Annotated in this window: 12 protein-coding genes and 1 tRNA gene; 9 read left to right on the forward strand and 4 right to left on the reverse strand. The window is 30.5% G+C overall.

Annotation, left to right across the window (positions count from 1 at the left end):
* The first annotated feature begins 4 nt into the window (after window positions 1-4).
* From gcvH to ACTTAQ_RS04195, 4 genes are read left to right on the forward strand one after another with little or no spacing between them, the layout of a single operon-like run.
* Window positions 5-385 carry a glycine cleavage system protein GcvH gene (gene gcvH / locus ACTTAQ_RS04180; RefSeq protein ID WP_440695814.1) on the forward strand — a complete coding sequence of 127 codons (381 nt, stop codon included), beginning with the start codon at window positions 5-7 and terminating at the stop codon, window positions 383-385.
* Window positions 385-3,246, forward strand: coding sequence for an aminomethyl-transferring glycine dehydrogenase (gene gcvP, locus ACTTAQ_RS04185; RefSeq protein WP_440695816.1), 2,862 nt, complete (start codon window positions 385-387; stop codon window positions 3,244-3,246). Before gcvH ends, gcvP begins: the two co-directional genes overlap by 1 nt.
* Window positions 3,246-3,407, forward strand: a complete 162-nt coding sequence (locus ACTTAQ_RS04190) for a hypothetical protein (RefSeq protein WP_440679712.1) — start codon at window positions 3,246-3,248, stop codon at window positions 3,405-3,407. Before gcvP ends, ACTTAQ_RS04190 begins: the two co-directional genes overlap by 1 nt.
* Entirely contained in the window at window positions 3,407-3,886 is a 480-nt protein-coding gene (locus ACTTAQ_RS04195) for a TspO/MBR family protein (RefSeq protein ID WP_440695818.1), read from the forward strand. The genes ACTTAQ_RS04190 and ACTTAQ_RS04195 overlap by 1 nt, the downstream gene beginning before the upstream one ends.
* Here ACTTAQ_RS04195 and ACTTAQ_RS04200 read toward each other — a convergent pair.
* Window positions 3,879-4,892: a polyprenyl synthetase family protein gene (locus ACTTAQ_RS04200; protein WP_440695820.1), complete on the reverse strand. Its 1,014-nt coding sequence runs from the start codon at window positions 4,890-4,892 to the stop codon at window positions 3,879-3,881. The genes ACTTAQ_RS04195 and ACTTAQ_RS04200 overlap by 8 nt on opposite strands.
* 106 nt (window positions 4,893-4,998) lie before the next feature.
* Between ACTTAQ_RS04200 and ACTTAQ_RS04205 the strand changes: the two genes are divergently transcribed.
* Genes ACTTAQ_RS04205 through ppdK form a run of 4 tightly spaced genes read left to right on the forward strand, consistent with a single transcriptional unit; the run spans window position 4,999 to window position 11,469 of the window.
* Complete coding sequence (locus tag ACTTAQ_RS04205) at window positions 4,999-5,805, forward strand: S49 family peptidase (RefSeq protein WP_440695822.1); 807 nt, start codon at window positions 4,999-5,001, stop codon at window positions 5,803-5,805.
* Window positions 5,802-6,737 (forward strand): glycine--tRNA ligase subunit alpha, encoded by a 936-nt coding sequence (locus ACTTAQ_RS04210; RefSeq protein ID WP_440695824.1) that lies wholly within the window; start codon window positions 5,802-5,804, stop codon window positions 6,735-6,737. The genes ACTTAQ_RS04205 and ACTTAQ_RS04210 overlap by 4 nt, the downstream gene beginning before the upstream one ends.
* On the forward strand, window positions 6,737-8,800 hold the full coding sequence (gene glyS / locus ACTTAQ_RS04215; RefSeq protein WP_440695826.1) for a glycine--tRNA ligase subunit beta: 2,064 nt from the start codon (window positions 6,737-6,739) through the stop codon (window positions 8,798-8,800). Before ACTTAQ_RS04210 ends, glyS begins: the two co-directional genes overlap by 1 nt.
* A 2-nt stretch (window positions 8,801-8,802) precedes the next feature.
* On the forward strand, window positions 8,803-11,469 hold the full coding sequence (ppdK, locus tag ACTTAQ_RS04220; RefSeq protein ID WP_440695828.1) for a pyruvate, phosphate dikinase: 2,667 nt from the start codon (window positions 8,803-8,805) through the stop codon (window positions 11,467-11,469).
* Here the strand turns inward: ppdK and nadC are convergent, their stop codons facing one another.
* Window positions 11,470-12,297 carry a carboxylating nicotinate-nucleotide diphosphorylase gene (nadC, locus tag ACTTAQ_RS04225; protein ID WP_440695830.1) on the reverse strand — a complete coding sequence of 276 codons (828 nt, stop codon included), beginning with the start codon at window positions 12,295-12,297 and terminating at the stop codon, window positions 11,470-11,472.
* Between the two features lie 5 nt (window positions 12,298-12,302).
* Entirely contained in the window at window positions 12,303-13,304 is a 1,002-nt protein-coding gene (gene nadA / locus ACTTAQ_RS04230) for a quinolinate synthase NadA (protein WP_440695832.1), read from the reverse strand.
* A 76-nt stretch (window positions 13,305-13,380) separates the two neighbouring features.
* Here nadA and ACTTAQ_RS04235 point away from each other — a divergent pair.
* Window positions 13,381-13,465: transfer RNA gene (locus ACTTAQ_RS04235), tRNA-Leu, on the forward strand.
* Window positions 13,466-13,467: 2 nt separating this feature from the next.
* Here the strand turns inward: ACTTAQ_RS04235 and ygfZ are convergent.
* Window positions 13,468-14,289, reverse strand: a complete 822-nt coding sequence (gene ygfZ, locus ACTTAQ_RS04240) for a CAF17-like 4Fe-4S cluster assembly/insertion protein YgfZ (RefSeq protein ID WP_440695834.1) — start codon at window positions 14,287-14,289, stop codon at window positions 13,468-13,470.
* Window position 14,290: the final 1 nt, after the last annotated feature.

Consider the following 14,290-nt stretch of genomic DNA (forward strand, 5'->3'; position numbering starts at 1 on the left):
AGTAATGGCTGAAAAAAAATATTCAAAAAAACATGAGTGGGTTGAACTAGATGGAGATACAGCAACGATTGGAATAACAAAACATGCAACCGAGCAATTAGGAGATATTGTTTTTACTGAGGTACCAGATAAAGGAAAAACATTTGAAGCTGGAGGAGAGGCTGCAGTTGTAGAATCTGTAAAAGCAGCAAGTGATGTTTATTCACCAATTGCTGGAGAAGTTACAGAAAGTAATGAAGCAATAGTCTCTGACCCTTCTCTTGTAAATCAAGATCCAGAAGGAAATGGTTGGTTTTTTAAAATTAAAGTTTCGAATCCAGAACAACTTAACGAGTTAATGAATAAGGAAGATTATGATAAATTTGCAACATCGGAGAATGCCTAATGACAGATAACAGAAACAAAGAATTTATTAGAAGACATATTGGTCCATCATCTTCGGATCAAAATAAGATGTTATCTTATTTGGGTTTTAACTCTTTAGATGAATTTATTAAAAAAATTGTTCCTGAAAAAATTTTAGAAAACAGTGCTTTAAATATCGATTCACCTATTTCTGAAAATGCAGCGCTTCAACAATTGAAGCAAATCGCTAGTCAAAACAAGATTTTTAAAAGCTTTATTGGTATGGGTTATTACGGAACTTATACGCCAAATGTAATTTTAAGAAATTTATTAGAAAACCCAGGTTGGTATACATCTTACACTCCATATCAACCCGAAGTAGCTCAAGGAAGATTAGAGATGTTATTAAATTTCCAACAGATGGTTACTGATCTTACGGGTATGGATATCGCGAACGCTTCACTGTTGGATGAGGGAACTGCAGCCGCTGAAGCTGTAGCGCTTTGTCAAAGAGTAGATAAGAGTAAACTTCATAAAATCTTTATATCGAAAAATTGCAATCCTCAAACCATTGATGTTGTTAAAACAAGAGCAGAACCTTTTAATCTCGACGTTATAATTGGAGATGATGACAATATAGATAAAGTAGAAGGAGATTTGCTTTGCTCAATTTATCAATATCCTAATACTTACGGAGAAATAAATGGAGCGGAAACTTTTATTAAAAAAACTCAAGATAAAAATGGAAAAGCTATTCTAGTAACAGATTTATTAGCTTTAACCTTATTAAAGCCTCCTGGAGAGATGGGTGCGGATATTGTTGTAGGAAACTCTCAACGTTTTGGTGTTCCAATGGGTTACGGTGGTCCTCACGCAGCATTTTTTGCAACTAAAGATGAATTTAAACGCGCAATGCCAGGAAGATTAATTGGTGTATCAAAAGATAGAAATAATGATCAAGCTTTAAGAATGGCTCTTCAAACAAGAGAACAACATATTAGACGGGAAAAAGCGACGAGTAATATTTGTACAGCTCAAGCTTTATTATCAATAATGGCAGCAGCATATGGAATTTATCATGGCCCAGATGGCATAAAACATATTGGAGAAAGAACGGCAAAATTTGCAAATGCATTTGCAGACATTGTAAAAACAAAATTTGAAATTTTATCAGATCAGTTTTTTGATACTGTTACAATAAATACAAAAGATAAAACGCAAGAGATTTATGCAAAAGCTTTAGAGTTTAAAGTTAATTTAAGATTAATAGATCAACACGCACTTTCAGTTTCTTTTGATGAAACAACAGAAATCAAAGATTTAAATAATCTCTTTAAAATCTTTGGTTTAAATCAACAAGTCGATAGTATTGATAAAGTAAATATTTCTTCAATTGAAAATTCACTTCAAAGAACTTCACAATTTTTAACTCATGAGATCTTTAATTCATATCATTCTGAAACAGAAATGCTTCGATATTTAAAAAAATTAGAAGATAAAGATATAGCATTAAATCGATCGATGATTGCACTTGGATCGTGCACAATGAAATTAAATGCTGTTGCAGAAATGATACCAGTAACGTGGCCAGAGTTTGGCGGTATTCATCCTTTTGCACCTTTGGATCAGGCCAAAGGTTATTCAAAAATGTTTGCTGATCTCGAAGATATGCTTACAGAAATTACAGGATTTTCTGGAGTATCTTTACAACCAAATGCAGGCGCGCAAGGTGAGTATGCGGGATTGATGGTAATTAGAAAGTTTCATTTAAATAACGGAGACACAGATAGAAATATTTGTTTGATACCAAGTTCAGCACATGGAACTAATCCAGCAAGTGCACAGATGGCAGGTATGAAAGTTGTAGTCGTTAATTGTGACAAAGACGGAAACGTTGATATTGATGATCTAAGCAAAAAAGCTGAAGAGAATTCAAAACAACTGGCAGCTTTAATGGTTACTTACCCTTCAACACACGGGGTATTTGAAGAGCATATTAAAGAGATTTGTGATGTTATTCATTCCCATGGTGGCCAAGTATACATGGATGGAGCAAATTTAAATGCTCTAGTAGGATTAGCAAAACCTGGAAAGTTTGGACCAGATGTTTGCCACATGAATCTTCATAAAACTTTTTGTATACCGCATGGTGGCGGTGGACCTGGAATGGGACCCATTGGTGTTGGAAAACATTTAGAGCCATTTTTACCAAATCATGTTCTTGTTAATTCTGGCCCTAAAACTGGAATGGGCTCTGTATCAGCAGCACCGTGGGGAAGCGCAAGTATTCTGCCGATTTCATGGATGTATATCAAAATGATGGGAGCAGAGGGTTTAAGATTAGCAACTGAAGTTGCAATATTAAACGCAAATTATATGTCAAAAAAGTTAGAGAGTTCTTATCAAACTTTGTACAAAGGAAAAAATAACCTGGTAGCCCATGAGTGTATTTTAGACTTTAGGCCAATAAAAGCTGAGTCTGGAATCTCTGAAGAAGATATAGCTAAAAGATTAATAGATTATGGTTATCATGCTCCAACAATGTCTTGGCCAGTTGCAGGTACATTGATGATTGAGCCAACTGAAAGTGAAAGCTTATTAGAAATGGATAAGTTTTGTGATGCGATGATTAATATCAGAAAAGAAATTAAAATGGTTCAAAACGAAGTTTTTGATAAACAAGATAATCCACTTAAAAATGCACCTCATACGAATTTAGAATTATCATCTGACTCTTGGACACATAAGTATACAAGAGAGCAAGCAGCATTCCCGCTTAGCTATTTAAAAGCCAATAAATTCTGGCCACCTGTGGCAAGAGTAGACAATGTTCATGGCGATAGAAACTTGATTTGCTCATGCCCATCTATAGATAGTTACCGCGACGAAGAAGCGGCTTAATGAAATTAGAAGTATTATACAACCCAGGTAACGTACTGTGTGATTATCTAAAAATGAAAGATGATCATAAATTTATATTTAGAGTTTTTGTTAACTTAACTTACTACGGTCATATTTTAGGTCTATTAGCTTTATATTATTCTAAGCACTTTAGTTTTTAATGATTAAAAAGTACAAGAGCTTAATCTTAATATTATTAGTCACTTTTTTTTCATCATTAATTGCAGGTTATGTTACAAGAATAAATATTGATCCTTGGTATCAATCATTAAATCGTTTACCAATTTCTCCACCTGATTGGATTTTTGCTCCTGTTTGGACAACACTTTATGCGTTTATGAGTATTGCGATTTGGATTGTTTATGAAAAAACTAAAGTGAGTGAACCAAGTTTTTCAAAAAAAATTATAAAAATTTATTTTTATCATTTAGTGATTAATTTAACATGGAGCTTTATATTTTTTTATTATCATTTAATTTTTGCTGCTTTTATAAATATTATATTTTTAATTATAGCGATTAGTATTTTAATGGTTTTATATTTACCAAGATCAAGAATATCTTTTATACTTATGGTGCCTTATTTACTTTGGGTAATCTTTGCTTCAGTTTTAAATTTTGGATTATATTTAATTAATTAAGTCTATTTACAATATAAAAAGATAATTCTTGTAGTTTTTCTACAACAAAATTTTTTTCAAATACTGACAGTGAGTCAGAGGCTACACTCGAAAAGTAATCAGCTCTTTTTTTACAAGTTTCAATAATTTGATATTTATTTATCAATTTTAATGTTTGCTCAAAATCATTTTCAGATCTTACACTTTGTGAAAAATACTTTTGTAGCACTTCTCTTTCTTTAGGAGTTGATTTTTGAAATAGTAAAATGATTGGTAATGTTATTTTTCCCTCTAAAAAATCATTTCCAATTTTTTTTCCAAACACTTTTTCTTTTGATGAATAATCTAGAATGTCGTCTGTAATTTGAAAACAAATTCCTAGATTTCTTCCATAAGATTCTAGCGCTTCTTTTTCTTTGTTCGATCTATCATTAATACAACCACCAACGCGCATTGAAGCACCAAACAAAGATGCTGTTTTTGCAGAAATAATATCTAGATAATTTTTCTCAACCATATCAACTTGTTTTTCAAATTGTAATTGCATAATTTCACCTTGCGCGATTTCAGACGATACTGATGACAAAATTTTTAAAACTTCTTGTGATCCATCATCTACCATCATTTCAAAACATCGACTAAGCAAATAATCACCTGCTAAAATTGAACTTTTGTTTCCCCAAATTGCATTGGTTGTTTTAAAACCTCTTCTAGACTCACTTTTGTCAATTACATCATCATGTAATAAAGTGGCATTATGAATAAGCTCTACGCAAGCTGCTAAATTAATATGTCTATTACCTTTGTAGTTAAATATTTCAGAAGAGCATATTGTTAAAAGTGGCCTTAGTCTTTTGCCACCCGTACTCATAAGGTGAGTTGCCATCTCCCCAACCAGTTCAACATGGCTCGACAGTTTTAACTTGATATGATCATCGACCTTTTTCAATTGTTCTTGATATACCGATTTAATTTCCTCAAAAGGGTTAGTTTTTATCTTTTTAAAAGGTAATACGTTTAAAAGCATATGTGTTATTAGCTTATTTAATGATGATTTGTTAACAATGAAATGACGCAGTTGTAATAAGCACTTTTAATTAAATTACCAATAAATATAAGTATTTTTTATAGTTATGATTTTTTCAAAAAAACCACAAGTTGCACACATTAGATTAAGCGGAGTTATCGGAAATGTTGGACGATTTCAGCAAGGCATGAGTCTAAGTAGTCATGAGCAAATTATTAAAAAAGCATTTAATCAAAAAAAACTATCTGCTGTAGCAATCTCAATTAATTCACCAGGTGGATCTCCAGTACAATCTCATTTGATTTATTCGTTAATCAGAAGATTGGCTGAAGAAAAAAAAGTAAAAGTTATAACGTTTGCTGAAGATGTGGCTGCATCCGGAGGATATATGCTTGCTTGTGCGGGTGATGAAATTTATGCGAACCCCAGTTCGATTGTAGGTTCTATTGGAGTTATATATTCATCATTTGGATTAAAAGAACTTATTAAAAAAATTGGTATTGAAAGAAGAGTTCATACTGCAGGTAAAAATAAAAGTACTCTAGATCCTTTTATGGATGAAAAGCCAGAAGACATAGAAAGATTAAAAAAAATACAATTAGATTTGCACGAACAATTCATTAGCTTAGTAAAAAATAGTAGAAAAGATAAAATCTCATCTGATAAAGATGATCAATTATTTACCGGTGAATTTTGGTCAGGTATTCAATCTAAAGAATTAGGATTAGTTGATGGTCTTGGTAATATGGAAGATGTTATTCAAGAAAAATATGGAAAAAAAGTTGTAATTAAGAAATTTGACAAACCTGAAAGCTGGTTAAAAAGAAAATTATCAAGTCAAATATCAAACCAATTTTCAAATATTGCAGACGAAATTGAAACAAGATCGTTATGGAATAAATTTGGACTATGATCAAAAAGAAAAACTTAGTTAAAAAAAAAGTTAAAACGAAAGTTAAAAAACAGCCTAAAGTTAAAAAATTAAAAAAAAAAGTTCCTTATCTAACTTTTCAAGAAATTATTTTTAAACTGCAAAAATTTTGGTCAGATCAAGGATGTGTAATTTTACAACCATATGATATTGAAGTAGGCGCCGGTACATTTCATCCAGCAACTACACTAAGATCACTCGGGCCAAAACATTGGAAAGCAGCGTATGTTCAACCATCAAGAAGGCCAACAGATGGGCGTTATGGAGAAAATCCAAATCGTCTTCAGCATTACTACCAATTTCAAGTAATCATAAAGCCTTCGCCAGAAGATATTCAAAAGTTATATTTAAAAAGCTTAACGGCTCTTGGAATTATTTATAAAGATCATGATATTAGATTTGTTGAAGATGATTGGGAAAGTCCAACATTAGGTGCTTCAGGACTAGGTTGGGAAGTGTGGTGTGATGGAATGGAAATTACTCAGTTTACTTATTTCCAACAAATGGCAGGATTTGAGTGCAAGCCTGTGTCATCAGAAATTACTTACGGTTTAGAGAGAATTTGTATGTATATTCAAAACAAAAATAATGTTTATGATCTTGATTGGAATCATGAAGGTGTCAAATACGGAGATGTATTTTTACAAGCTGAAAAAGAATTTTCAGCATATAACTTTGAACACGCAAATACAGAAAGCTTATTTGACCAGTTTAATAAAGTTGAAAAAGAGTCAAAAGATTTAGCAGAAAAAAAACTTTGTTTACCAGCTTACGACCAGTGTCTTAAAGCTAGTCACTTATTTAATTTGTTAGATGCAAGAGGAGTGATTAGTGTTGCTGAAAGAGCTAACTATATTACAAGAATTAGAACTTTAGCAAAAGCATGTGGAGAACTCTGGATTGAAAAACAATAATGTCAGATTTTTTTCTAGAACTTTACTCTGAAGAAATTCCTCACGGTTTACAGATTAATGCCAGAAAACAAATTCACGAATTGATATTAAAAGAATTGAATGAAAATAATATTAAGTTCAAAGAATTTGATATTTTTTCTACTCCTAAACGATTAATAGTTTTTATTGAAAATATTACTTTAAATCAAAAAATAGAGTCTCAAGAAGTGAAAGGACCTAAGGTTGGATGTAACGATCAAGCACTTGAGGGATTTTTGAAATCTAAAAATGCACTAAAAGAGGATTTAATTCAAAAAAGTACAGATAAAGGAGAATTTTATTTTGTAAAATTACCAGCCAAAACTTTACTGACTTCTGATATTTTAAGAAAAAAATTACCTTCAATTCTTCAGACTATTAACTGGAAAAAGTCAATGAGATGGTCTGATCATGATTGTTTTTGGGGAAGGCCTTTAAAGTCCATACTGTGTTTACTTGATAATCAAGTATTAGATTTTAGTTTTTTTCATATTAATTCATCAAACTCTACTTATGTTAACGGGCCTTTTGAAGATAAAGAAATTAAGATTAAAAATTTTAAAGATTATAAAAAAAACTTAGAAAAAAATAAAATTGAAATAAACCATATAAAAAGAGAGTCAAAAATAAATATTGAATTAGAGAAACTATTAAAAAAAAATAAATGCTCTCTAGAAATTAATAATGCTCTGGTTGATGAAGTTACAAATTTAGTAGAAACACCAGTAATTTTAAAAGGTAAGTTTGACCCAGAGTATTTAGAATTACCAGATGAATTATTGAACTTAACAATGGTTAATCATCAAAGATATTTTCCCATGAAGTCAGAGCAGGAAAATAAAATAATAAATTCATTTCTATTTGTTGCAAATAATTTTGATAATAAAAATTTAATTACTAAAGGAAACGAAAAAGTAATTGATGCAAGATTATCAGATGCTAAATTTTTTTGGGATAAAAATAAAAGGCAAAATTTAGTTAAACAAGTTACTAAATTAAATTCAATAGTATTTTATCAAAAGCTGGGCACGCTTTATGACAAGACTCAAAGAATTCGTCAGTTGAGTTCTGTGATTGCCGATACAATTGGAGCAAACAAAGAAGATACAGAAATTGCTGGTTCAATTTGCAAAGCAGACTTGGTTTCTGATTTAGTGGGTGAGTATCCAGAGCTGCAAGGTACTATTGGAAGATATTTTGCATTAGAGCAAGGTTTTAGCCAAGAAATTAGTAATGCTATTCAAAATCACTATTTACCTCTTGGCCCAAGTGGAAAAGTTCCAAAAGAAAAAATTTCAATTGCAGTTGCAGTTGCTGATAAGATTGACACTTTAATTGGTTTTTTTGGAATTAATGAAAAACCAACAAGTTCAAAAGATCCTTTTGCTCTAAGGAGAGCTTGTCTTGGTGTTTTAAGATTAATCACTGAAAATAAAATTAGCTTATCTTTAAAAGAGATATTAAATAATTCAAAGAATCTTTACCTTACTCAAAATTACCAATTAACAAATGAAAAAGTTATAGAGGATCTTTTTCAATTTTTTATTGAAAGATTTAAAATTAATTTAAAGGATAAAGGTGCAAGATTAGATGTTACCAATTCAATTTTAGAAAACAACAGGTCAGATGATTTTTATTTAATTATGAAAAATATAAATGAACTTTCAAAATGTTTAAAAAAATCTCAAGGCCAGGATGCTATTTCAATTTATAAAAGATCAAAAAACATTTTAGATCAATCAAATCAAGAAGAAGAGTTTTTTGGAAATCCGGATAATGTTTTATTTCAACACCCTTCTGAAGATGAAATGCTTATTAAATTAAACGAAGCTAGAGATTATTTTACAACTCCCAGTCGACTAAGAGATAATGAAAAAACTATAACTTTATTGTCAGAGTTAAAACCTATGACGGATAATTTCTTTGATAATGTAAAGGTCAACGATGATAATCAACAGGTAAGAAAAAATAGGCTAGAATTATTAACTCTCTTATGTAAAACCTTTGAAAAATTTACTGATTTTTCAAAATTAGATGGATCTTAAAAATGGCAACTTGGGTTTATAATTTTAGTAAAACATCAAAAAAAGACAAAACTGGTTTAAAAAATTTACTAGGCGGAAAGGGTGCAAATCTTTCCGAAATGATAAAAATAGGCCTTCCTGTGCCACCAGGTTTTACGATTTCAACTGAAGCATGTAATGAATTTTATAAAAGAAACAGAAAAAATCCAGTCGGCTTAGACAAGCAAGTAAAGTCTGCGATCAAAGATGTAGAAAAAAAAATTGGTAAAAAATTTGGAGATAAAAAGAATCCACTTTTGGTATCTGTAAGATCAGGAGCGAGAGTTTCTATGCCTGGTATGATGGATACGGTTTTGAACTTAGGTTTAAATGATGAAACAGTTCTAGGTTTAGCCGCTAAGACTAAAAATGAAACATTTGCGTATGATAGCTACAGACGTTTTATTCAAATGTATAGCAATGTTGTGCTTGGTGTTGATCATCATAATTTTGAAGATTTAATTGAAAATTATAAATTAACAAAAGGTGTAACATTGGACACTGATTTGGATGCAGAAGATTGGAAAAAATTAATTAAAGACTTTAGAGATGTTATTAAAAGAGAAATCAAAAAAGATTTTCCTCAAGATGTATATCAACAATTATGGGGAGCGGTTGGAGCAGTCTTTCAATCATGGAGAAATCAAAGAGCAAAGACTTATAGAAAATTAAATAATATACCAGAAGAGTGGGGAACAGCTGTAAACGTACAGTCAATGGTTTTTGGAAACATGGGAGATGATTGCGCAACAGGAGTTGCGTTTACAAGAAATCCATCAACTGGTGAAAAAAGTTTTTATGGTGAATATTTAATCAATGCGCAAGGTGAGGATGTAGTTGCAGGGATTAGAACACCACAGAACATTACCAAAAAAGCAAGATTAGAAGCAAAATCAGATGCCTTATCAATGGAAGAAACAATGCCAAAAGTTTATGGGCAATTAGTTCAAATTTATAAAAAATTAGAGAAACACTACAAAGATATGCAAGATATTGAATTTACGGTTGAAAATAAAAAACTCTGGATGCTTCAAACACGATCTGGAAAAAGAACTGCAAAAGCTGCAATAAAAATTGCTGTAGATATGGTGAAAGAAAACTTAATAAAAAAAGATGAGGCATTATTAAGAATTGATCCTAAAATGCTAGATACCTTGCTTCATCCAACTCTAGATCCAAAAGCCGAGAAAGATATTATAGCAAAAGGACTGCCAGCTTCTCCAGGAGCAGCATCTGGAAAAATTACTTTTTCTGCTGATGATGCTGAAACTTTGAAATCACAAAATCAAAAAACAATACTTGTAAGATTAGAAACATCACCAGAGGATATTCACGGTATGAATGCAGCAGAAGGAATCTTAACTTGTCGCGGTGGTATGACAAGTCACGCGGCAGTTGTTGCTAGAGGAATGGGTAAACCATGTGTATCTGGTTCTGGAACAATTCAAATTGATTATCAAAGCAAAGAATTTAAAGTTGGCAATCGAGTCTTTAAAGAAGGCGAGATCATTACAATAGATGGATCAAGTGGAGAGGTTATGTCAGGTGAAGTCAAAACCATTAAACCAGATATTTCAGGTGATTTTTCAAAAATCATGTCTTGGGCTGATAAAACTAGAAAAATGCAAGTTAGAACTAATGCTGAAACTCCATTAGATACAAAAGTTGCAAGAGAGTTTGGGGCAGAAGGTATAGGTTTATGTAGAACTGAACATATGTTTTTTGACGAAGAAAGAATTTTATATGTCAGACAAATGATTTTATCAAAATCAAAAGAAGATCGTAGCGAAGCTTTGGGTAAAATATTACCTTTTCAAAAGAAAGATTTTTATGAAATCTTCTCCATCATGAAAGGTTTGCCTGTTACTATTAGATTATTAGATCCACCTCTTCATGAGTTTTTACCAAAAAGTGAAAAAGAAATTTCATCTGTGGCGTCCTCCTTGGGAATTTCAGAAAAAGAAATTAAAGATAGAATCTCTGATCTTCACGAAGAAAATCCAATGCTAGGTCATCGAGGTTGTAGATTAGCCATTTCTTATCCAGAAATATACGAGATGCAATGTGAAGCAATTTTTGAAGCAGTATTACAGTGTAAGAAAGAAAAAATAAAAGTTTTACCAGAAATTATGATTCCACTTGTTGCTACAGGTCAAGAATTAGAAATTTTAAAAGAACTTGTAGATAGTAAAGCAAAAGAGATATCAAAAAAATATAATCAAAAACTAGACTATATGGTTGGAACAATGATTGAGTTGCCAAGAGCTGCGCTTAATGCTCATGATATATCGAAGCATGCAGATTTTTTTAGTTTTGGAACAAATGATTTAACTCAAACCACTCTAGGTATTAGTAGAGATGATGCGGGTAAGTTCTTAGATGATTATGTAGATAATAATATTTTTAAAATTGATCCATTTGTAAGCATAGATGTTAATGGAGTGGGACAATTGGTTGAACTTGCTTGTAAGAATGCAAAGAAAAATAAATCAAAAATTAAATTAGGAATTTGCGGTGAGCATGGCGGCGATCCAGACTCGATTATGTTCTGTCAGAAAGCAGGATTAAATTATGTTTCTTGCTCACCTTATAGAGTACCAATCGCTAGACTTTCAGCTGCTCAAGCTAAAATTTTATCAAAAAGAAATTAGTTAAAATTCAAGAGAAAAATCAAAATTTTTCACTGAGTGAGTCAAATAACCTAAAGATATTCGTTTCACTCCAGTTCTAGCGTATTGAATAATATTTTTTGGATTAATATTACCCGAAGCTTCTGTTTGAATAGTTTTTGGTATTATTTTTAAAGCTTTTTTCAAACTTAGTATTGAAAAATTATCAAGCAAAATTCTATCAATTTTTAAATCTACAATTTGTTTTAATTGATTTAGATTATCAACTTCAGCATTAATAATTTTTTTATTTTTATTTTTTTTTATAACTTGAATAATTTTATCTCGAAATTTCACTTTATCTAAATGATGATTATCTTTAATGAAAATTTCCTGTTCCAAATCATATCTATTATTAAACCCACCTCCTGCCTTAACTGCTAGTTTTTGAAGGTGACGCATACCAGGCGACGTTTTTCTCGTACAACAAATTTTTGTTTTATATTTTTTAGTTTTATTAACTAGTTTTTTAGTTTCAGAAGCAACTCCACTTAAGTGACCTAAGAAATTTAAAATTATTCTCTCGCTTTTAAGGATTGATTGTCCTTTACCTTTTAAATTTATAATTTTATTCCCTTTTTTAATTCCTTTTCCATCTGATTTAAAAATTTTTATTTTTATTTTTTTATCAATAGTTTTTAAAATTTTTTTTACTATATTTACTCCAAATAGAATCCCATTACCTTTTGAAACAATATTTACTGATACAACTAGATTTTTAGGAATTGTTAGTTTGGATGTAATATCTTGATGAACTTTATCTTCTTGGATTGAAAGATTGATTAATTGCTTTATTTGATTTTCACTCACTAATGTTATCTGCCAACAGCAATCATTTTTTCAATTGCACCGCGAGCCTTCAAAATAATCTCATTATCAATTTCAATTAAATTATTGTCTTCTTTTAATGATTTTAAAATACTCTGTAATGTAATTTTTTTCATGTGAGGACAAAGGTTACATGGTTTAACAAAATTAATATTTGGGTTTTCAACTTGAATGTTATCACTCATCGAACACTCAGTGACTAAAAAGATATCTTTAGCTTTTGTATTTTTTACATAATCAATCATCGAGCCTGTAGATCCAGTATAGTCTGAAGCTTTTATAACATCTGGAGGACATTCAGGATGAGAGACTACTTTTAAATCAGGATATTTTTTTCTAAGTTCTAAAATTTCTGTATCAGTAAACTTCTCATGTACTTCACATTTTCCTTTCCATGAAATAATTTCAACTTGAGTTTTGCTCGCTACATATTTTGCTAAATATTCATCAGGTAAGAAAATAACTTTATCTACATTAAGAGACTCGACAATTTTGACCGCATTAGCAGATGTACAACATATATCTGTCTCAGCCTTAACATCTGCAGATGTATTGACATAAGTAACAACTGGCACTCCTGGGTTTTCTTCTTTTAATTTTCTTACATCTGCAGGAGTAATTGACTCTGCCAATGAACAACCAGCCGATAAATCAGGAAGTATAATTTTTTTTTCAGGCGACATAATTTTTGCAGTCTCAGCCATAAAATGAACACCGCACATCAAAATTTTATCTGTTTTTACTTTCGCTCCATCAATCGCTAGCCCAAGTGAGTCTCCAACAATATCAGCGACACCATAGAAAATTTCTGGCGCCTGATAGTTATGAGCTAAAATTGTGACGTCTTTTTCTTTTTTAAGTTTATTGATTTCGTAAATATAAGGAGCCATTGTTGGCCACTCAATCTCTGGGATGGCACCTTGTATTTTTTTATATAGCGGGCTTGTTATGCTCTCTATTTCAGAATTAAACTTAATTTCGTTACTCATAATTAAATATAATATTTATTTAAAAAAAAATATTTAACATTAATGTCACATTTTATATTCTGAATACAGCAAAAAAGCGGTCATGCTGGAATTGGTAGACAGGCACGGTTGAGGGCCGTGTGGGTTTTCCCGTGAGAGTTCAAGTCTCTCTGACCGCACCATTTCAATTCATCCAATTTGGTTTAAAAATTTTTACTTTTATATCTTTTTGAGTTTTTAAATCTTTATCATTGAATTCATTAAACTTTGACATTTTGATCATTGCAAAATTTGGATTCTCACTAACAATTTTTCCAATTATTTCTTTGTTAAAGAATATTTCTTCACCAGAACTTAGCTTACTTTCACTATTAAGACGAAATAGTTTTTTTGATATTTTTTCTTTTAGACTCATTCTGGCTGTATTTTCTTGACCAATATAACAACCTTTGGAAAAATCAATAGCGTTTAACTCTTGCATATTCAATTCCAAAGAAAAATATTGACCTTGTATTTGATTAAAAATGCTATCAATCAGTCCATTTAAATTTATTAATTTATAATATTTTTCATTATCTTCTAAATTAATATCTAAATTGTCATTTTTTTTTGAAATAAAATATTTACCAAAATTAGGAATTCTTGGATCTTCAAAATCTAAAATTGAATTAAATTTAAAATTCTCATCTGTTGTAAATATAACATTATATAAATTTTCATCTTTTATATCTACTTGAGACCTTAATTTGTAAAAATTAAGCTTTTCTATGAGATCATTAGATAAATAATCATCTATTATAATAAGAAATTTATTATCTATCTTTGATATAAAAAAATGACTTATAACTTTCCCTTGAGGTGATAATAAACAAGAATAAATAGAATTATTAGAGTTTATTTTTTTTACATCGTTAGTGATAATATTATTTAAAAAAGTCTCGGATTCATCCCCAGTTATTGAAATTACTCTTTTGTTTTCTATGTTAGTTGTATAATTAGATCTCATT

Source organism: Candidatus Pelagibacter sp. HIMB109, from assembly GCF_052048155.1.
In the GTDB taxonomy this organism is placed as follows: domain Bacteria; phylum Pseudomonadota; class Alphaproteobacteria; order Pelagibacterales; family Pelagibacteraceae; genus HIMB114.

Bases quoted from the DNA above. Each gene is read 5' to 3' on its own strand.
- nadA (WP_440695832.1), bottom strand. From the start codon at position 13,304: ATGAGTAACGAAATTAAGTTTAATTCTGAAATAGAGAGCATAACAAGC.
- ACTTAQ_RS04205 (WP_440695822.1), top strand. From the start codon at position 4,999: ATGATTTTTTCAAAAAAACCACAAGTTGCACACATTAGATTAAGCGGA.
- gcvH (WP_440695814.1), top strand. From the start codon at position 5: ATGGCTGAAAAAAAATATTCAAAAAAACATGAGTGGGTTGAACTAGAT.
- ppdK (WP_440695828.1), top strand. From the start codon at position 8,803: ATGGCAACTTGGGTTTATAATTTTAGTAAAACATCAAAAAAAGACAAA.
- gcvP (WP_440695816.1), top strand. From the start codon at position 385: ATGACAGATAACAGAAACAAAGAATTTATTAGAAGACATATTGGTCCA.
- glyS (WP_440695826.1), top strand. From the start codon at position 6,737: ATGTCAGATTTTTTTCTAGAACTTTACTCTGAAGAAATTCCTCACGGT.
- ACTTAQ_RS04195 (WP_440695818.1), top strand. From the start codon at position 3,407: ATGATTAAAAAGTACAAGAGCTTAATCTTAATATTATTAGTCACTTTT.
- ACTTAQ_RS04210 (WP_440695824.1), top strand. From the start codon at position 5,802: ATGATCAAAAAGAAAAACTTAGTTAAAAAAAAAGTTAAAACGAAAGTT.
- ygfZ (WP_440695834.1), bottom strand. From the start codon at position 14,289: ATGAGATCTAATTATACAACTAACATAGAAAACAAAAGAGTAATTTCA.
- ACTTAQ_RS04200 (WP_440695820.1), bottom strand. From the start codon at position 4,892: ATGCTTTTAAACGTATTACCTTTTAAAAAGATAAAAACTAACCCTTTT.
- ACTTAQ_RS04190 (WP_440679712.1), top strand. From the start codon at position 3,246: ATGAAATTAGAAGTATTATACAACCCAGGTAACGTACTGTGTGATTAT.